General features: G+C 45.3%; 1 protein-coding gene. It reads right to left on the bottom strand.

Going from position 1 to position 23,375, the window contains the following annotated elements; genetic code table 11:
- Positions 1-65: 65 nt before the first annotated feature.
- Positions 66-23,093, bottom strand: coding sequence for an Ig-like domain-containing protein (locus ACGEDC_RS06315; protein ID WP_394497178.1), 23,028 nt, complete (start codon positions 23,091-23,093; stop codon positions 66-68).
- Between the last annotated feature and the right edge of the window lie 282 nt (positions 23,094-23,375).

Here is a 23,375-nt window from a genome sequence, read left to right as displayed (position 1 = left end):
AGTTTTGTTAAGCACAATGTGCAGACGCTAACATATTACTACGTAGCGTCAACAAATTGTTGTATTTAAGGAATAATATTACCATCCAGGTTATTTTCCAATGGATCGATTGCTGCAGCATTTTGTGCGGGTGCGTTATCTGATGTATCGACGATTAAAGCGCCGTCATCTAGCAGTCCGTTAATGATTTCGCCGTCATCAGTACTGCTATACACGTCTGTTAAATCAACGCCATCTAGTACAATGTGTTGCTCGAATACGCCATTGTTATCTGCATCGATATCAATGGTTGTATTGGTCCCGTCACTGCTAAAGTTAAGCATGCTGTCTAAACTTGAAAGGTCCTCATTAACTAATAAGTCTCTTAAGTCTAAACTGTCTTTACTGGTATCAAAGTCAGTGATGGTATCAGTACCTATTTCATTGGCGTTCCACACAAAAGTGTTACTGCCTTCACCACCAGTTAAGACGTCATCACCCAATCCACCACTTAAAAGATCATCGCCTAATCCGCCAATGAGTATTTCGTTTCCATCGCCGCCAATGAGCACATCATCGCCAGCACCGCCATCAAGTATTGCATCAGCAAAGTAGATATTACCCGTAGCGCCATTGGCACCGTCAGATATATAAGTGCCAGTTTGGACGGTTCCATCACTAAGGGTAATTGTGAATGTGGCTCCTACTAGGTCACCACCTGTATCTCCACCTAAAAAGTCCGTATCAAATGCGAACCAGAATTCGTCGCCATTAGTGAAATCTCCCGCACTAAATACTGCAGTTAAGATGCCGTTATCAGCGGTCATGTTGGCAAAAATATTTGCATCAGAGTCATCAATACCAACAGAATCAGAGCCTTTCACTAGGCTGGATTGACTCACATCTACAATTGCATCAGTATCTCCGCCTGCTCTAAGGTTTATGTCTATTCGGGTGATAGATATACCTGCTGCTAGCAATGCGGCTTCAAAACCGAATTGGTTAGAAGCGTTATAAGTATTCCCTGATTTTACAGTAGCTTTTATATCAGTTGCTGTAGCTGTATTACTCGCTGTTGAACTTGCGATAATAATATCATTTTCATGTGTGCCAATTAAGACATCAGAATTCTGATAATCAATGGTTACTTCAGCAGTATCTGTGGTGCCGTTTGCTGATAACGTGTATTCAAAGCTGTCACCATCATTTGCATTGGTAACGGTTACAATGTCATTTGCAAGGGCAGTATTACCAGCGCTGCCACTAGTGACAGAACTTAATGAACCATTGTCAGGTAATGCATCGCCATGGGTCAGATACTCAGTTGAAATTGTTAAATCACCTTGAGCTTGATTAGTTATGACATTGTTTACGTTTGCATCTAATGACGCGTAATAATCAAGATTAATTTGCAGAACTAAAGAAGCTGAGTCGCCATCATTATCAACAATAGTGACATCAATTGATTCTTGCTCATTGAGCACATTCGCTGAGGCATCTAACAGGTATTCGTATTCACCTGTCTCAAAGTTGATGTTAAATGTAGCTCCCAGGTTGGTAGTAATAACCTGAGTTGGGTTTAGAGCATCGTAAGTGTATGTCACGCCATCAATAACAACAGAGGCTACATTACCGCCATCAGCACCAACAAGAACACCTGAAGCTGAATTACTGATAATGCCCAAATTACCTACAACAGTATTTGAATCAAAGAAATCTAAAATAGTGTTAGTGAGGTCATCGGCATTATTAACAATAATTGCGTATTCTTCACTGCCATCGTCAGCTTCAGGGTATGAAATAGGCAAGATGGCGTCTAAGCTTGCATTACCAATCCCTATCCCAAATGAGATATCGTAGTTGCTATCTAAATACGTCTGCCATTGACCTTGTAAAGTGGCATCAACTTCGTTACCTGATGAAGGAACGCCATCAGAGATGAAATAAACAAAGCTATTATCTGCATCGGGTATTGTGCCGCTACTGATGACATTTTGTAGTGCGGCTTCATAGTTAGTTCCACCGCCAGCTTGTAAGCTATTTAAATAGGCAATTGCAGCATCGATATCATCTATAATCCAGCTTGAGTTTGTTGCTGAACCTGAATATGTGACGATTTGAATGTTTACATTACCTGAAGCGTCGACTTCATTAATCAATGCTGTCAGTGATTCAATTGCTGTTTCTAAATATGTTTTACCATTACCAGCACTGTTGTTCATACTGCCTGATACATCCAGAATGAAGGTTAGGTTAGTGCTTAATGTTTCGGCATTGGTTTGTAGGTTTTGAGTAATGTCTTCAACGACTGGAGCATCATCGATGATAGTGATTTCGAGATTTGCGCTACTCGTCGCTCCAACTCCATTTTCAATGGTATAACTGTAATTTTCTAATACCGACTCACTGGTTGAATTTGTAGTTGTGAGCTCATATTGATAATCACCAGTTCTGAATCCATTACTATCATCTGTGTAAACAGTCAAAATACCGTTAGCTGTTGTTATGGTGATGACACCATTAACAGGGGTCACTCCACCTAGCTCAGTAATAACCGTTGTACTACTAATACCGGAATCATTATCAAGAATATTCCCTATGGAAATATGGCTATCACTGGATTCTTGAGTACCGCCAACTAAACCAGATTCAGAAACACTGAAAGCATTGTTAGTAGCAATTGGTGTAGAGTCTTGGTCAATAGTTAGAATTGCATTGGTAGTATCACCGTCGCTATCCGTAAGCTCATAGCTAAACTCTTCAGCACCAACAATACCATTACCAATCGCAGAAGCAGTAATAGAATTTAAGCTAAAGTTACTGCCACTTGGAGCTGTAATCACAAGATATTGGAACGGTAATGAAGTTGAAATATCAAGACTATTTGATGTTCCAGTCCCTGAATCAACAAGAACGCCATTTTCATCATAAACAGCCCAGTTTACTTCTTCTGAACCAGCTACATTTCGTAGAGCAACTTCAAGGTCGTTAAATGGTGCTTCAGTGCCTAGATCTATAACTAATTGCTCACCGTTTCTTATATTCGCGTCGCTAGAATTCCCAACGCCAATTCTGTTGTTTCCATTATTACCTACATTTGCCCCTGGAGTTCCAAGGTTGTTTAAGTCAAAGCTTACACCACTTGCAAACCCGTAAAGTGATACATCATTGTTACTAACTAAATCACTGTAGGTATGAGTATTAATCGTTGTATCTGTTTGGGTTGATTGATATTGATAACTACCATCTTGATTGATAGTCAAAATACCTTTGTCAGTGGTAATCGTTAGGTTGCCGTCAGCATCAAAACTGTCGTAGGTGACGTTATCAAATGTGACACTGGTGAGTTGTGTTGTGTCAGCTGCTATAGAGTCCACTCCTGAACCATCAGTTCCAACACCAGTAATAACATCACCGAATGCTAAACCTCCAAAACCGACATTATCAGTATCATCTTCAGCTATTGGTGCAGTATCGTTTACATCAATTAACACTTGGGTCCAAGTAGAGTTGCTTGTACCGTCATTAACCTGATAATAAAAACTATCGACTAAGGTGTCGTTACTTGAATGGTCCAAACTTAATGGGGCAGTGTAGCTGTAACTCCCATCATTATTAATTGTGATCGTACCACCAAGTGTTGTGGTAAAGCTTTGGCCTGCTTGTGTCGCATCGATACTATTAGTATCGGAGTTGCTAGGAGCAAAACGAGTTACAGTTAGGCTTTCATTTTCTGGGTCGCTATCGTTAGTAATGAGGTCTAAAGCATCAAATACAATAGATTCACCTTCAACAACAGTTAATTGATCTGCACTTGGCTCAGGAGCCAAATTCACACCCACAATATTAATCGTGACAGTTGCAGTATCCACTGCGCCATATTCGTCTGTCAGGGTATACGTGAACGTATCAGTATCCAGCTCACCAGCAGTTAAGTTGTCAAATGCGCCGTTCACATCATAAGTATATGTGCCATCATCATTAATAATGATAGTTGCACCGCTAGCAAGAGTGACTAGTTGTCCGTAAGTATAGGTTGAGCCATTGATATGAGTAATATCAAAATCATGATTTTGCGCATCAGTATCATTGGCAAATAAACCTTCAGCAATATCGGTTATTTCTAGAGTAGAATCCTCTTGAACAACATATGCATCAACCAAGGCTGGACCTGTAACAGTGACAGAGTCTAGGTAGTAATCTGATGAGTCTTCTAAAGCGACTCCACCACTAGCTTCACTGATGGTTGGGGCTGCTTCAAATACCAACTGATCAAATACTTGATTGCCAGTGTTGATTGTAAAGGTGCCAGTTGTACCTGTGGCGGTTGTAAAGGTTTCAGAAGCAACAAGTTGGCCGTTGTAGTAAGCGTACCAAGTGCCTTGCTCACCGCTATTCTCATTAGCATACATGTGTGAAACACTGAACGTGGCCTCATTTACAAGGCCATTGAAGTCAATAACAATGGCTTCTGAGGTACCAGTTGCTGAGTCATATTCTATTTGGCTAGCAATTTGCCCACTTGCTCTTGGTGAACCGGCTACACCTAAAAGATTATTTTCCCCACTTGATACTGTGCCAATAGATCCATCTGCATTTCTAGCACTAATAACAAAGTCTGCTTCTCCATCACCGTTAGTTGGGCTAACCCAGTTATTGGCTGAGTCAGCTGTTGTAGTGAAGATTGAGCCTGCTAAATCATCGACGGCATCGACGCTATTATCTGCAACTGTTAGATTTTCACTATCACCACTACCTAAATTGCCTGCTAAGTCAGTATAAGTATCATCATTGACTGTGATACTCGCAGGCCCCGAATAACCATCTGTTGGTGTAAATGTTGCTGTCCATGTTTCACCGCCATCAATACTTATTAGGCCGGTTAGAGTGCCGCCTGAAACAATAATATCGTCAGCTAAATTGAAATTTGTGATAGCTTCGCTAAACGTAAACGTAACTAGTGTTGCTTCTCCAAAATCAAGTGTTGAATCTGCAACTGTAATATCAAGCGTAGGTGCCGTTGCATCTAATTTTTCAGTGTCGTTGGCAGACAGGTCGTTGCCGTTGCTGTCAGTCGCGGTTGCCACAACTCTGATGTCGCCATCCACGAGCGTTGATAGGTCAACGTTATCGACAGAGTAAGTGCCATCTGCTGCAACAGCCACGTTTTCAATGGTGATTTCCGTGCCGGCAATATCGGTGATAACCAAGGTGACCGTGCCACCCGCTGGAATATCCTGACTAGTACCAGTGATGTCACCTTGGTTCGATGCATCAATCACTAAGTCTACTGTTAGCTCAGCATCAACAGCATCAAGGTTTTCAGTGTCATTGGCAGACAGGTCATTGCCGTTTGAATCAGTCGCGGTTGCAACAACAGTGATGTCGCCATCCACAAGTGTAGATAGGTCAACATTATCAACAGAGTAAGTGCCATCAGCTCCAACAGCCACGTTTTCAATGGTGATTTCTGTGCCGGCAATATCAGTGATAACTAAGGTGACTGTGCCGCCTGCTGGAATATCCTGACTAGTACCAGAGATGTCACCGTTATTATCGCCATCGATGACTAAATCAACGGTCAATTGTGCATCAACAGCATCGAGGTTTTCAGTGTCATTGGCAGACAGGTCGTTACCGTTGCTGTCAGTTGCGGTTGCCACCACTGTGATGTCGCCATCCACAAGCGTTGATAGGTCGACGTTATCAACAGAGTAAGTGCCATCTGCATTAACAGCCACATCGGTGATGGTAATTTCAGTGCCCGCAATATCGGTAATAACCAGAGTGACCGTGCCGCCTGCTGGAATATCCTGACTAGTACCAGTGATGTCACCGTTATTATCGCCATCGATAACTAAATCAACGGTCAATTGTGCATCAACAGCATCGAGGTTTTCAGTGTCGTTGGCAGACAGGTCATTGCCGTTTGAATCAGTCGCGGTTGCAACAACAGTGATGTCGCCATCCACAAGTGTAGATAGGTCAACATTATCAACAGAGTAAGTGCCATCAGCTCCAACAGCCACGTTTTCAATGGTGATTTCTGTGCCGGCAATATCAGTGATAACTAAGGTGACTGTGCCGCCTGCTGGAATATCCTGACTAGTACCAGAGATGTCACCGTTATTATCGCCATCGATGACTAAATCAACGGTCAATTGTGCATCAACAGCATCGAGGTTTTCAGTGTCGTTGGCCGATAAATCGTTACCGTTGCTGTCAGTTGCAGTTGCCACCACTGTGATGTCGCCATCCACAAGCGTAGATAGGTCGACGTTATCGACAGAGTAAGTACCGTCCGCGTTTACTGCCACATCGGTGATGGTAATTGTTGTGCCAGCAATATCGGTGATCACCAGAGTGACCGTGCCACCTGCTGGAATATCTTGTGATGTACCAGTGATATCACCTTGGTTCGATGCATCAATCACTAAGTCTACTGTTAGCTCAGCATCAACAGCATCAAGGTTTTCAGTGTCGTTGGCAGACAGGTCGTTACCGTTGCTGTCGGTTGCAGTTGCAACAACTGTGATGTCGCCATCAACCAAGGTTGATAGGTCGACGTTATCGACAGAGTAAGTACCGTCCGCGTTTACTGCCACATCGGTGATGGTAATTGTAGTGCCCGCAATATCGGTGATCACCAGAGTGACCGTGCCACCTGCTGGAATATCCTGGCTAGTACCAGTGATATCACCTTGGTTCGATGCATCAATCACTAAGTCTACTGTTAGCTCAGCATCAACAGCATCAAGGTTTTCAGTGTCGTTGGCAGACAGGTCATTGCCGTTGCTGTCGGTTGCTGTTGCAACAACTGTGATGTCGCCATCCACAAGTGTAGATAGGTCAACATTATCGACAGAGTAAGTGCCATCTGCATTAACAGCCACATCGGTGATGGTAATTTCAGTGCCCGCAATATCGGTAATAACCAGAGTGACCGTGCCACCCGCTGGAATATCCTGACTAGTACCAGTGATGTCACCTTGGTTCGATGCATCAATCACTAAGTCTACTGTTAGCTCAGCATCAACAGCATCAAGGTTTTCAGTGTCGTTGGCTGACAGGTCGTTACCGTTGCTGTCGGTTGCAGTTGCAACAACTGTGATGTCGCCATCAACCAAGGTTGATAGGTCGACGTTATCGACAGAGTAAGTACCGTCCGCGTTTACTGCCACATCGGTGATGGTAATTGTAGTGCCCGCAATATCGGTGATCACCAGAGTGACCGTGCCACCTGCTGGAATATCTTGTGATGTACCAGTGATATCACCTTGGTTCGATGCATCAATCACTAAGTCTACTGTTAGCTCAGCATCAACAGCATCAAGGTTTTCAGTGTCGTTGGCAGACAGGTCGTTACCGTTGCTGTCGGTTGCAGTTGCAACAACTGTGATGTCGCCATCAACCAAGGTTGATAGGTCGACGTTATCGACAGAGTAAGTACCGTCCGCGTTTACTGCCACATCGGTGATGGTAATTGTAGTGCCCGCAATATCGGTGATCACCAGAGTGACCGTGCCACCTGCTGGAATATCCTGGCTAGTACCAGTGATATCACCTTGGTTCGATGCATCAATCACTAAGTCTACTGTTAGCTCAGCATCAACAGCATCAAGGTTTTCAGTGTCGTTGGCAGACAGGTCATTGCCGTTGCTGTCGGTTGCTGTTGCAACAACTGTGATGTCGCCATCCACAAGTGTAGATAGGTCAACATTATCGACAGAGTAAGTGCCATCTGCATTAACAGCCACATCGGTGATGGTAATTTCAGTGCCCGCAATATCGGTAATAACCAGAGTGACCGTGCCACCCGCTGGAATATCCTGACTAGTACCAGTGATGTCACCTTGGTTCGATGCATCAATCACTAAGTCTACTGTTAGCTCAGCATCAACAGCATCAAGGTTTTCAGTGTCGTTGGCTGACAGGTCGTTACCGTTGCTGTCGGTTGCAGTTGCAACAACTGTGATGTCGCCATCAACCAAGGTTGATAGGTCGACGTTATCGACAGAGTAAGTACCGTCCGCGTTTACTGCCACATCGGTGATGGTAATTTCAGTGCCCGCAATATCGGTGATCACCAGAGTGACCGTGCCGCCTGCTGGTATATCTAGTGATGTACCGGTGATATCACCGTTATTATCGCCATCGATAACTAAATCTACGGTCAATTGTGCATCAACAGCATCGAGGTTTTCAGTGTCATTGGCAGACAGGTCGTTACCGTTGCTGTCAGTTGCGGTTGCCACCACTGTGATGTCGCCATCCACAAGCGTTGATAGGTCGACGTTATCAACAGAGTAAGTGCCATCTGCATTAACAGCCACATCGGTGATGGTAATTTCAGTGCCCGCAATATCGGTAATAACCAGAGTGACCGTGCCGCCTGCTGGAATATCCTGACTAGTACCAGTGATGTCACCGTTATTATCGCCATCGATAACTAAATCAACGGTCAATTGTGCATCAACAGCATCGAGGTTTTCAGTGTCGTTGGCAGACAGGTCATTGCCGTTTGAATCAGTCGCGGTTGCCACGACTGTGATGTCGCCATCCACAAGTGTTGATAGGTCAACATTATCGACAGAGTAAGTGCCGTCTGCGTTTACTGCCACATCGGTGATGGTAATTGCTGTGCCCGCAATATCGGTGATCACCAAGGTGACCGTGCCACCTGCTGGTATATCTAGTGATGTACCGGTGATATCGCCGTTATTATCGCCATCGATAACTAAATCTACGGTCAATTGTGCATCAACAGCATCAAGGTTTTCAGTGTCATTGGCAGACAGGTCATTGCCGTTGCTGTCGGTTGCAGTTGCAACAACTGTGATGTCGCCATCCACAAGTGTTGATAGGTCAACATTATCGACAGAGTAAGTGCCATCTGCATTAACGGCTACATCTGTGATGGTAATTTCAGTGCCCGCAATATCGGTGATAACCAGAGTGACCGTGCCACCTGCTGGAATATCTTGTGATGTACCAGTGATGTCGCCTTGGTTCGATGCATCAATCACTAAGTCTACTGTTAGCTCAGCATCAACAGCATCAAGGTTTTCAGTGTCATTGGCAGACAGGTCATTGCCGTTTGAATCAGTCGCGGTTGCCACGACTGTGATGTCGCCATCCACAAGTGTTGATAGGTCAACATTATCGACAGAGTAAGTGCCGTCTGCGTTTACTGCCACATCGGTGATGGTAATTGCTGTGCCCGCAATATCGGTGATCACCAAGGTGACCGTGCCACCTGCTGGTATATCTTGTGATGTACCAGTGATGTCGCCTTGGTTCGATGCATCAATCACTAAGTCTACTGTTAGCTCAGCATCAACAGCATCAAGGTTTTCAGTGTCGTTGGCAGACAGGTCATTCCCGTTTGAATCAGTCGCGGTTGCCACCACTGTGATGTCGCCATCCACAAGTGTAGATAGGTCAACATTATCGACAGAGTAAGTGCCGTCTGCATTAACAGCCACATCGGTGATGGTAATTTCAGTGCCCGCAATATCGGTAATTACCAGAGTGACCGTGCCACCTGCTGGAATATCCTGACTAGTACCAGTGATATCACCTTGGTTCGATGCATCAATCACTAAATCGACGGTCAATTGTGCATCAACAGCATCAAGGTTTTCAGTGTCGTTGGCAGACAGGTCATTCCCGTTTGAATCAGTCGCGGTTGCGACCACTGTGATGTCGCCATCCACAAGTGTAGAGAGGTCAACATTATCAACAGAGTAAGTGCCGTCCGCGTTTACTGCCACATCGGTGATGGTAATTGCTGTGCCCGCAATATCGGTGATAACCAGAGTGACCGTGCCGCCAGCTGGAATATCTTGTGATGTACCAGTGATGTCACCGCTATTATCGCCATCGATGACTAAATCGACTGTCAATTGAGCATCAACAGCATCGAGGTTTTCAGTGTCGTTAGCCGATAAATCGTTACCGTTGCTGTCGGTTGCAGTTGCAACAACTGTGATGTCGCCATCCACAAGTGTAGATAGGTCAACATTATCGACAGAGTAAGTGCCATCTGCATTAACAGCCACATCGGTGATGGTAATTGTTGTGCCCGCAATATCGGTAATAACCAGAGTGACCGTGCCACCCGCTGGAATATCTTGTGATGTACCAGTGATATCACCTTGGTTCGATGCATCAATCACTAAGTCTACTGTTAGCTCAGCATCAACAGCATCAAGGTTTTCAGTGTCGTTGGCAGACAGGTCGTTACCGTTGCTGTCGGTTGCAGTTGCAACAACTGTGATGTCGCCATCAACCAAGGTTGATAGGTCGACGTTATCGACAGAGTAAGTACCGTCCGCGTTTACTGCCACATCGGTGATGGTAATTGTAGTGCCCGCAATATCGGTGATCACCAGAGTGACCGTGCCACCTGCTGGAATATCCTGGCTAGTACCAGTGATATCACCTTGGTTCGATGCATCAATCACTAAGTCTACTGTTAGCTCAGCATCAACAGCATCAAGGTTTTCAGTGTCGTTGGCAGACAGGTCATTGCCGTTGCTGTCGGTTGCTGTTGCAACAACTGTGATGTCGCCATCCACAAGTGTAGATAGGTCAACATTATCGACAGAGTAAGTGCCATCTGCATTAACAGCCACATCGGTGATGGTAATTTCAGTGCCCGCAATATCGGTAATAACCAGAGTGACCGTGCCACCCGCTGGAATATCCTGACTAGTACCAGTGATGTCACCTTGGTTCGATGCATCAATCACTAAGTCTACTGTTAGCTCAGCATCAACAGCATCAAGGTTTTCAGTGTCGTTGGCTGACAGGTCGTTACCGTTGCTGTCGGTTGCAGTTGCAACAACTGTGATGTCGCCATCAACCAAGGTTGATAGGTCGACGTTATCGACAGAGTAAGTACCGTCCGCGTTTACTGCCACATCGGTGATGGTAATTGTAGTGCCCGCAATATCGGTGATCACCAGAGTGACCGTGCCACCTGCTGGAATATCTTGTGATGTACCAGTGATATCACCTTGGTTCGATGCATCAATCACTAAGTCTACTGTTAGCTCAGCATCAACAGCATCAAGGTTTTCAGTGTCGTTGGCAGACAGGTCATTGCCGTTGCTGTCGGTTGCTGTTGCAACAACTGTGATGTCGCCATCCACAAGTGTAGATAGGTCAACATTATCGACAGAGTAAGTGCCATCTGCATTAACAGCCACATCGGTGATGGTAATTTCAGTGCCCGCAATATCGGTAATAACCAGAGTGACCGTGCCACCCGCTGGAATATCCTGACTAGTACCAGTGATGTCACCTTGGTTCGATGCATCAATCACTAAGTCTACTGTTAGCTCAGCATCAACAGCATCAAGGTTTTCAGTGTCGTTGGCTGACAGGTCGTTACCGTTGCTGTCGGTTGCAGTTGCAACAACTGTGATGTCGCCATCCACAAGTGTAGAGAGGTCCACATCATCAACTGAGTAAGTGCCATCAGCTGCAACAGCCACGTTTTCAATGGTGATTTCTGTGCCGGCAATATCAGTGATAACTAAGGTGACTGTGCCGCCTGCTGGAATATCCTGACTAGTACCAGAGATGTCACCGTTATTATCGCCATCGATGACTAAATCAACGGTCAATTGTGCATCAACAGCATCGAGGTTTTCAGTGTCGTTGGCCGATAAATCGTTACCGTTGCTGTCAGTTGCAGTTGCCACCACTGTGATGTCGCCATCCACAAGCGTAGATAGGTCAACATTATCAACAGAGTAAGTGCCGTCCGCGTTTACTGCCACATCTGTGATGGTAATTGCAGTGCCCGCAATATCGGTAATAACCAGAGTGACTGTGCCACCTGCTGGTATATCTAGTGATGTACCGGTGATATCGCCGTTATTATCGCCATCGATGACTAAATCGACGGTGATGTTGCTTGAAAGGGCATCAAGGTTTTCAGTGTCGTTGGCAGACAGGTCGTTACCGTTGCTGTCGGTTGCAGTTGCAACAACTGTGATGTCGCCATCCACAAGTGTAGAGAGGTCCACATCATCAACTGAGTAAGTGCCATCAGCTGCAACAGCCACGTTTTCAATGGTGATTTCTGTGCCGGCAATATCAGTGATAACTAAGGTGACTGTGCCGCCTGCTGGAATATCCTGGCTAGTACCAGTGATATCACCTTGGTTCGATGCATCAATCACTAAGTCTACTGTTAGCTCAGCATCAACAGCATCAAGGTTTTCAGTGTCATTGGCAGACAGGTCATTCCCGTTTGAATCAGTCGCGGTTGCGACCACTGTGATGTCGCCATCCACAAGTGTAGATAGGTCAACGTTATCAACAGAGTAAGTGCCATCTGCATTAACAGCCACATCGGTGATGGTAATTGTTGTGCCAGCAATATCGGTGATCACCAGAGTGACCGTGCCGCCAGCTGGAATATCTTGTGATGTACCAGCGATATCGCCTTGGTTCGATGCATCAATCACTAAGTCTACTGTTAGCTCAGCATCAACAGCATCGAGGTTTTCAGTGTCATTGGCAGACAGGTCATTCCCGTTTGAATCAGTCGCGGTTGCGACCACTGTGATGTCGCCATCCACAAGTGTAGAGAGGTCAACATTATCAACAGAGTAAGTACCATCTGCATTAACAGCCACATCGGTGATGGTAATTGTTGTGCCCGCAATATCGGTAATAACCAGAGTGACCGTGCCACCCGCTGGAATATCCTGACTAGTACCAGTGATGTCACCTTGGTTCGATGCATCAATCACTAAGTCTACTGTTAGCTCAGCATCAACAGCATCAAGGTTTTCAGTGTCGTTGGCAGACAGGTCGTTACCGTTGCTGTCAGTTGCGGTTGCCACCACTGTGATGTCGCCATCCACAAGCGTTGATAGGTCGACGTTATCAACAGAGTAAGTGCCATCTGCATTAACAGCCACATCGGTGATGGTAATTTCAGTGCCCGCAATATCGGTAATAACCAGAGTGACCGTGCCGCCTGCTGGAATATCCTGACTAGTACCAGTGATGTCACCGTTATTATCGCCATCGATAACTAAATCAACGGTCAATTGTGCATCAACAGCATCGAGGTTTTCAGTGTCGTTGGCAGACAGGTCATTGCCGTTTGAATCAGTCGCGGTTGCCACGACTGTGATGTCGCCATCCACAAGTGTTGATAGGTCAACATTATCGACAGAGTAAGTGCCGTCTGCGTTTACTGCCACATCGGTGATGGTAATTGCTGTGCCCGCAATATCGGTGATCACCAAGGTGACCGTGCCACCTGCTGGTATATCTAGTGATGTACCGGTGATATCGCCGTTATTATCGCCATCGATAACTAAATCTACGGTCAATTGTGCATCAACAGCATCAAGGTTTTCAGTGTCATTGGCAGACAGGTCATTGCCGTTGCTGTCGGTTGCAGTTGCAACAACTGTGATGTCGCCATCCACAAGTGTTGATAGGTCAACATTATCGACAGAGTAAGTGCCATCTGCATTAACGGCTACATCTGTGATGGTAATTTCAGTGCCCGCAATATCGGTGATAACCAGAGTGACCGTGCCACCTGCTGGAATATCTTGTGATGTACCAGTGATGTCGCCTTGGTTCGATGCATCAATCACTAAGTCTACTGTTAGCTCAGCATCAACAGCATCAAGGTTTTCAGTGTCATTGGCAGACAGGTCATTGCCGTTTGAATCAGTCGCGGTTGCCACGACTGTGATGTCGCCATCCACAAGTGTTGATAGGTCAACATTATCGACAGAGTAAGTGCCGTCTGCGTTTACTGCCACATCGGTGATGGTAATTGCTGTGCCCGCAATATCGGTGATCACCAAGGTGACCGTGCCACCTGCTGGAATATCCTGACTAGTACCAGTGATGTCACCGTTATTATCGCCATCGATAACTAAATCTACGGTCAATTGTGCATCAACAGCATCGAGGTTTTCAGTGTCATTGGCAGACAGGTCATTGCCGTTTGAATCAGTCGCAGTTGCAACAACTGTGATGTCGCCATCCACAAGTGTAGATAGGTCAACATTATCGACAGAGTAAGTGCCGTCTGCATTAACAGCCACATCGGTGATGGTAATTTCAGTGCCCGCAATATCGGTAATTACCAGAGTGACCGTGCCACCTGCTGGAATATCCTGACTAGTACCAGTGATATCACCTTGGTTCGATGCATCAATCACTAAATCGACGGTCAATTGTGCATCAACAGCATCAAGGTTTTCAGTGTCGTTGGCAGACAGGTCATTCCCGTTTGAATCAGTCGCGGTTGCGACCACTGTGATGTCGCCATCCACAAGTGTAGAGAGGTCAACATTATCAACAGAGTAAGTACCGTCCGCGTTTACTGCCACATCGGTGATGGTAATTGCTGTGCCCGCAATATCGGTGATAACCAGAGTGACCGTGCCACCCGCTGGAATATCCTGGCTAGTACCAGTGATATCACCTTGGTTCGATGCATCAATCACTAAGTCTACTGTTAGCTCAGCATCAACAGCATCGAGGTTTTCAGTGTCATTGGCAGACAGGTCATTGCCGTTGCTGTCGGTTGCAGTTGCAACAACTGTGATGTCGCCATCCACGAGCGTTGATAGGTCAACGTTATCAACAGAGTAAGTGCCATCTGCATTAACAGCCACATCGGTGATGGTAATTTCAGTGCCCGCAATATCGGTAATAACCAGAGTGACCGTTCCGCCAGCTGGAATATCCTGACTAGTACCAGTGATATCGCCTTGGTTCGATGCATCAATCACTAAGTCTACTGTTAGCTCAGCATCAACAGCATCGAGGTTTTCAGTGTCGTTGGCCGATAAATCGTTACCGTTGCTGTCAGTTGCAGTTGCAACCACTGTGATGTCGCCATCCACAAGCGTAGATAGGTCAACATTATCAACAGAGTAAGTGCCGTCCGCGTTTACTGCCACATCTGTGATGGTAATTGCAGTGCCCGCAATATCGGTGATAACCAGAGTGACCGTGCCGCCAGCTGGAATATCCTGACTAGTACCAGTGATATCGCCTTGGTTCGATGCATCAACCACTAAGTCTACTGTTAGCTCAGCATCAACAGCATCAAGGTTTTCAGTGTCGTTGGCTGACAGGTCATTGCCGTTTGAATCAGTTGCAGTTGCCACCACTGTGATGTCGCCATCCACAAGTGTAGATAGGTCAACGTTATCGACAGAGTAAGTGCCATCTGCTGCAACAACCACGTTTTCAATGGTGATTTCCGTGCCGGCAATATCGGTGATAACCAAGGTGACCGTGCCACCTGCTGGAATATCTTGTGATGTACCAGTGATGTCGCCTTGGTTCGATGCATCAATCACTAAGTCTACTGTTAGCTCAGCATCAACAGCATCGAGGTTTTCAGTGTCATTGGCAGACAGGTCATTGCCGTTGCTGTCGGTTGCAGTTGCAACAACTGTGATGTCGCCATCCACGAGCGTTGATAGGTCAACGTTATCAACAGAGTAAGTGCCATCTGCATTAACAGCCACATCGGTGATGGTAATTTCAGTGCCCGCAATATCGGTGATCACCAGAGTGACTGTGCCGCCAGCTGGAATATCTTGTGATGTACCAGTGATGTCGCCTTGGTTCGATGCATCAATCACTAAGTCTACTGTTAGCTCAGCATCAACAGCATCAAGGTTTTCAGTGTCATTGGCAGACAGGTCATTGCCGTTTGAATCAGTCGCGGTTGCCACCACTGTGATGTCGCCATCCACAAGTGTTGATAGGTCAACATTATCGACAGAGTAAGTGCCGTCTGCGTTTACTGCCACATCGGTGATGGTAATTGCTGTGCCCGCAATATCGGTGATCACCAGAGTGACCGTGCCACCTGCTGGAATATCCTGACTAGTACCAGTGATGTCACCGTTATTATCGCCATCGATAACTAAATCTACGGTCAATTGTGCATCAACAGCATCGAGGTTTTCAGTGTCATTGGCAGACAGGTCATTGCCGTTGCTGTCGGTTGCAGTTGCAACAACTGTGATGTCGCCATCCACAAGTGTTGATAGGTCAACATTATCGACAGAGTAAGTGCCATCTGCATTGACTGCCACATCGGTGATGGTAATTGCTGTGCCCGCAATATCGGTGATCACCAAGGTGACCGTGCCACCTGCTGGAATATCCTGACTAGTACCAGTGATGTCACCGTTATTATCGCCATCGATAACTAAATCTACGGTCAATTGTGCATCAACAGCATCGAGGTTTTCAGTGTCATTGGCAGACAGGTCATTGCCGTTGCTGTCGGTTGCAGTTGCAACAACTGTGATGTCGCCATCCACGAGCGTTGATAGGTCAACGTTATCAACAGAGTAAGTGCCATCTGCATTAACAGCCACATCGGTGATGGTAATTTCAGTGCCCGCAATATCGGTAATAACCAGAGTGACCGTTCCGCCAGCTGGAATATCCTGACTAGTACCAGTGATATCGCCTTGGTTCGATGCATCAATCACTAAGTCTACTGTTAGCTCAGCATCAACAGCATCAAGGTTTTCAATGTCATTGGCAGACAGGTCGTTACCGTTGCTGTCAGTTGCAGTTGCCACCACTGTGATGTCGCCATCCACAAGCGTTGATAGGTCAACGTTATCAACAGAGTAAGTGCCATCTGCATTAACAGCCACATCGGTGATGGTAATTTCAGTGCCCGCAATATCGGTAATAACCAGAGTGACCGTTCCGCCAGCTGGAATATCCTGACTAGTACCAGTGATATCGCCTTGGTTCGATGCATCAATCACTAAGTCTACTGTTAGCTCAGCATCAACAGCATCAAGGTTTTCAATGTCATTGGCAGACAGGTCGTTACCGTTGCTGTCAGTTGCAGTTGCCACCACTGTGATGTCGCCATCCACAAGCGTTGATAGGTCAACATTATCAACAGAGTAAGTGCCATCTGCATTAACGGCTACATCTGTGATGGTAATTTCAGTGCCCGCAATATCGGTGATAACCAGAGTGACCGTGCCACCTGCTGGAATATCCTGACTAGTACCAGTGATGTCACCGTTATTATCGCCATCGATAACTAAATCTACGGTCAATTGTGCATCAACAGCATCGAGGTTTTCAGTGTCATTGGCAGACAGGTCATTGCCGTTGCTGTCGGTTGCAGTTGCAACAACTGTGATGTCGCCATCCACGAGCGTTGATAGGTCAACGTTATCAACAGAGTAAGTGCCATCTGCATTAACAGCCACATCGGTGATGGTAATTTCAGTGCCCGCAATATCGGTAATAACCAGAGTGACCGTTCCGCCAGCTGGAATATCCTGACTAGTACCAGTGATATCGCCTTGGTTCGATGCATCAATCACTAAGTCTACTGTTAGCTCAGCATCAACAGCATCAAGGTTTTCAATGTCATTGGCAGACAGGTCGTTACCGTTGCTGTCAGTTGCGGTTGCAACAACTGTGATGTCGCCATCCACAAGTGTAGAGAGGTCAACGTTATCGACAGAGTAAGTACCGTCCGCGTTTACTGCCACATCTGTGATGGTAATTGCAGTGCCCGCAATATCGGTAATAACCAGAGTGACCGTGCCACCCGCTGGTATATCCTGGCTATTACCAGTGATATCACCTTGGTTCGATGCATCAATCACTAAGTCTACTGTTAGCTCAGCATCAACAGCATCAAGGTTTTCAGTGTCGTTGGCAGACAGGTCATTCCCGTTTGAATCAGTCGCGGTTGCCACCACTGTGATGTCGCCATCCACAAGTGTAGATAGGTCAACATTATCGACAGAGTAAGTGCCGTCTGCATTAACAGTCACATCGGTGATGGTAATTTCAGTGCCCGCAATATCGGTAATAACCAGAGTGACTGTGCCGCCAGCTGGAATATCCTGACTAGTACCAGTGATATCGCCTTGGTTCGATGCATCAATCACTAAGTCTACTGTTAGCTCAGCATCAACAGCATCAAGGTTTTCAGTGTCGTTGGCAGACAGGTCATTGCCGTTTGAATCAGTCGCAGTTGCAACAACTGTGATGTCGCCATCCACAAGCGTTGATAGGTCAACATTATCAACAGAGTAAGTGCCATCTGCATTAACAACCACGTTTTCAATGGTGATTTCCGTGCCGGCAATATCGGTGATAACCAAGGTGACCGTGCCACCTGCTGGAATATCCTGACTAGTACCAGTGATGTCACCGTTATTATCGCCATCGATAACTAAATCTACGGTCAATTGTGCATCAACAGCATCGAGGTTTTCAGTGTCATTGGCAGACAGGTTATTGCCGTTGCTGTCGGTTGCGGTTGCCACCACTGTGATGTCGCCATCCACAAGCGTTGATAGGTCGACGTTATCGACAGAGTAAGTGCCATCTGCGTTTACTGCCACATCGGTGATGGTAATTTCAGTGCCCGCAATATCGGTGATCACCAGAGTGACTGTGCCGCCCGCTGGAATATCCTGACTAGTACCAGTGATGTCACCGTTATTATCGCCATCGATAACTAAATCGACGGTGATGTTACTTGAAAGGGCATCAAGGTTTTCAGTGTCATTGGCCGATAAATCGTTACCGTTTGAATCAGTCGCGGTTGCGACCACTGTGATATCGCCATCCACAAGTGTAGATAGGTCAACATTATCGACAGAGTAAGTACCGTCCGCGTTTACTGCCACATCAGTGATGGTAATTGCAGTACCCGCAATATCGGTAATAACCAGAGTGACTGTGCCACCTGCTGGAATATCTTGTGATGTACCAGTGATGTCACCGTTATTATCGCCATCGATAACTAAATCGACGGTCAATTGACCTGCTACAGCATCAATTTCGCCATTATCATTTGCTGTCGCTGTATTACCAGCCGCGTCAGTAACAGAAGCTGTAACGGTATAATCGCCTTCAGAAAGTGGAGAAGGGACTTCTACTTGGTATGTACCATCTGGGTTTACTTCAGCTTCTAGAGTTTGTTCATTACCTTCACTATCCGTGACGGTAAGGGTCACAGTGCTGCCAGGAGCTGCATCAGTTGAGCCTATGATTAATGGGGTATTATCACCGGTTCCTTCTGGTGCTGCGACTGTGATGGTTGGTGCTGTTGTATCAACGTCACCCGTATCTTCAGCCATAGCGCCATTACCTGCTGGATCAGATACGCCAGCAACAGCAGTGTAATCTCCCTCAGCTAAAGGTTCTGGTACTTCAACTTCATAGGTTCCATCAGGAGAAACAACAGCTTCTATAATTTGTTCGGTACCTTCACTATCAGTCACTATAATTGTCACTGTAGTCCCTGGCTCTACATCCGTAGTACCAGTGATAATTGGCGTGCTATCAGATGAGTTGTCAGGTGCGTTAACTGTAATTTCTGGCGCTACGGTATCAATTGCACCTTCATCATTTGCAGTTGCTGTATTACCTGAAGGATCAGTTACAGCAGCATTGACGGTATAATCACCTTCAACTAATGGCTCAACTACATCAACTTCATAACTTCCATCAGGATTGACTATAGCTTCGAGAGTTTGCTCATTTCCTTCAGCATCGACGACTGTAATGATCACAGTACTGCCTGGTGCAGCATCTGTTGTGCCGGTAATTGTAGGGGTTGAATCAAGATTACTATCGGGTGCACTAACAGTGATAGTTGGAGCTGTGGTATCCACAGAACCATTATCATTGTCTGTTGCAGTATTCCCAGCAGGATCTGTGACTTCAGCAACAACGGTATAATCGCCTTCGGCTAAAGGATCATTGACCTCAACTTCAAAGCTACCATCTTCACTGACAATGGCTTCTAAAATTTGCTCATTACCTTCACTGTCTGTAACGACCAAAGTAACAGTGCTACCAGGTTCAGCATCCGTAGTGCCTGAAATAAGTGGCGTGTAATCGTTACTGTTATCTGGTGCAACAACTGAAATAACAGGAGCTGTAGTATCTAGGGTTGCACTATCAGAGCCTTCGGGGCTAATGTTTCCAGCTGAGTCGATAACGGTTGCCACAACTTCAATTGTGTCGCCTTCTTGCGGTGCTGGTAATGTTAAATCTACTGATCCATTATCAATATCTTCTTGAGTTAAGATGATCTCTTGACCATTAACAACCAAGGTGTCACCAGGTTGAGCACCAGTAGTTGTTAAATCTATCGTGACCGAAACTTCTGTGTTACCTGCTAATTCATCTTCACTGATAATACCGTCATTATTGGCATCAGTGTTGATAATGACGCCAGGTGCACCATCTGCAACAGGCGTAACCTCAATGGTTAGAGTTGCGGTGACGTTAGTGTTAGTCGTATAGGTGATAACTGGAACCTGACCATTCCAATCAGTATTAGGAGTAAAGGTATAACTACCATCTTCATTAAGCGTTAATACACCTTCATCTAGCGTGACAGAATCGCCAGCAGAGTAGGTTTGGCCATTAACTTCAAAACTAACGACAGTTAATGCATCATCGGTGTCACTATCATTATCAAGAACATTCCCTTCTGCAACAGTGTCTTCAGCGATAATGATACTGTCATTTACCACTTCAGTTGGAATGTCGTAATCTTCGGTTGATGTTGCTGTGCCTTTGGCGCCATTATCACCATAGCCATATACAATTCCGTCAATAACAGTATCAGGATCGTTTAATAAATCTTGGGCATCCACTTCCACAGAGAAGGTGCCATCAGATTGCATAATGGCTTGGTATTCCTGACCATTAATGGTCAGCATGATAATACCCGTTGTGATCGATGCATCGGCTGTAACAGTACCAGTAATTGTCACTGTACCTGTAGATTCATCTGGCGTTAATACGTTATCACCAGTAACAGGATCGATATCTAAAATTATCGCGGTATTATCAGGCGAATCGTTATCATAAATACGCAGGGTGGCTTGGGTATCACCCAGCACGGCATTAGTCACATTAGATAGATTTATTAATGCAAATTCAGGGCTATCTTCAACAATTAAATCATCGGTAATAGGTACTGTAATATAGGCTGTCGTTTCACCAGGAAGGAAAGTGACAGTTCCACTTACGTTAGTAAAATCTTCACCGAACAATGCTGTCAGCTCTTCAGAGCTATAATCCAAGGTAATGGTTTCAGTGCTAGGTTCACTTAACGTTAATGTGAACAGGGCAAATTCCATGCCCTCAACAACTACAGCGTAATCAATATCGACGACAGGTAAGTCAGAGCCTTCTCCATCATTATCAATAATGGCAAATTCTAATTCTTCATCATAAACATTCTCGCCACTAACAATGGCGTTGAAATACTCGGTGGGTTCGATTATTGCGTCATCAAAAATCGGCACGCGGATCATGACACTGTCACTACCCGCTGCGAGTGTGAACCCAAAGATAGGGCGTGCTAAGTCACCACTCGTATCGATTCCTGTTACAGTCATTGTCTGCCAGGTTAAGCCACCATCATTGGAATACTCCAGAGGGACTAAATAATCATCAGCATACTCAGCGATAGGATAACCAAGCTGTTCGCTTAATAGCTCACTGGTAAATGTAATCGATAAGGCCTGATCATCTTCAAAGGTCAATTCACTGTTTAAGGTGAATTGGTTAAAACCTACATCCTCTAATACATCGGGAATATCAGCTGATAAGTGTGATTTGTACTGATCCTGCGTAGACGAGGTAACGTCTTTAAATACCGTCCAATCTTCAACGCGGTAATCAATACTGAGTCCCTCAAGATCATATTGATCAATGCCTTCATTCAAGATAATGGCGTAGTTACCATCACCTAAATCCTGCAATGTTCCGATATTTTCAAAAGCGGCGCTCAGTCTAACATTAGTGACGAGTAAGTTTTGGTCGACAACTTGTTGGCCAACAGCACCTTCAAGTAAATCATTGACAGAAAAAGTTATTTGGCCATCTAGCTCGTTGTAGTTATAGGTTACTAAGCCACCTGGCACATCGAGCACATCAACAGTACGAGCATCATGCTCATCAGGTGCTCTGTCACCTGCAAGCTCATCAATAGTACCTGCAACATGCTCCATTGCGATGGTTTCAAATAGGTTTTGTTCGTTTTCTTGGCGTTCGGTATCACGGGTAAAGATGATGCCAAGTTCAGCCAAAACTTGAGAAATCATTTCTTTACCGGCAGTCGCGATATTTAAAGGCTGGCCTGTTGTTGGGTCGATGTAGTTTGCTAAGGCTTCATGGACAGAAAGAAGAATATTGATATTGGTGGCATAGCTATCTTCAATATTAACTAAGCTGTTGGTATTTAACACACCATCATCAACGCCATCGGATAAATCATTGTCCAAGGCTTGAAGAAAAATAGCCATGTTCTCAACATAATCCATGTTGGTATCAGACAATAACGTGCCAGCAATATCTTGTAAGAATAGAATGTCGCCCTGAATTACATCTGCACTAAAGGTCGCAATTGTTACACCACCCACCATGAAGGTGATGGTATCACCAGGCAAGTAAGCAAACGAGCCTGGAGCACCGAAGTCTCCCGTAAAGCCCGATAAACCAGAAGAGGTTGTAAATGACACACCATTGACAAAGTTATCGGTGAATTGAGCAACATTGAAATTATTGTTGTTTAATGCGTTAACGCCTTCATCACCTAACGACAGGTTGGCTGTTAATGTTTCAGGAGCATCGAAAGAAGTATCAAAACCAGCAATGGCAATGGTTTCGGCGCCATCACGGGCAAGAGAAGCAAAGTCGCTGCCACCTTCGTTACCAGATGCTTCACCCGCAGCGGTCTCTGGTAATTCTTCGGTAGGGTCTTCACCCGAAAGAATTAACGCTTGTAGCGCTTCAATCTCAGCTAATTCTTCTGGGCTCATATCTGTTGAAAATTGAGCCACTGCATCATCAGTGACGCTAGCGTCAACTTGTTCAGCAATAAGCTCATCACCGTTTAGCACTGTGCCGTCATCAAAAGTGACAACAAATGCTAAATCGCTCGCAAATTGGAGTTCTGCACCAGCAGGAATTTGTTCCCCTGGAAGAATATTTTTGGATTGTCCATTTAACGTGAGAGTGATCTCGCCGTTTGCTGAACTTAAGACACCATTTTTAGTCGTTACAACAGAACTCATATTTAGCTCCAAACCCTATTTTAGCAATGTATTTACATTTGATGCATAAAAAATCACATTGCTATATTTGTCGTTATTTAATTAGCGAGAAAGATTAACCGCAATATAACAATTTTAGCGTTATATGTATGCTTGGTCAATTTTTTGGCGTGGCCTTAAATGCCTTTAAGATAATGAAAATGTTTTAAAATTAAGATTTACTTATTAAATCAATGCAACTAAGTCATTATGCGGAAATGTGAAGTTTTTAATAACAAAGTGCTAAAAACTGGAATCTACAAG

This window comes from Shewanella sp. ENK2 (genome assembly GCF_043568515.1).
Classification (GTDB): Bacteria; Pseudomonadota; Gammaproteobacteria; order Enterobacterales; family Shewanellaceae; genus Shewanella; species Shewanella japonica.
The sequence above is the reverse complement of the archived record's forward strand: the minus strand, read 5'-3'. Positions and strand labels throughout refer to the sequence as shown.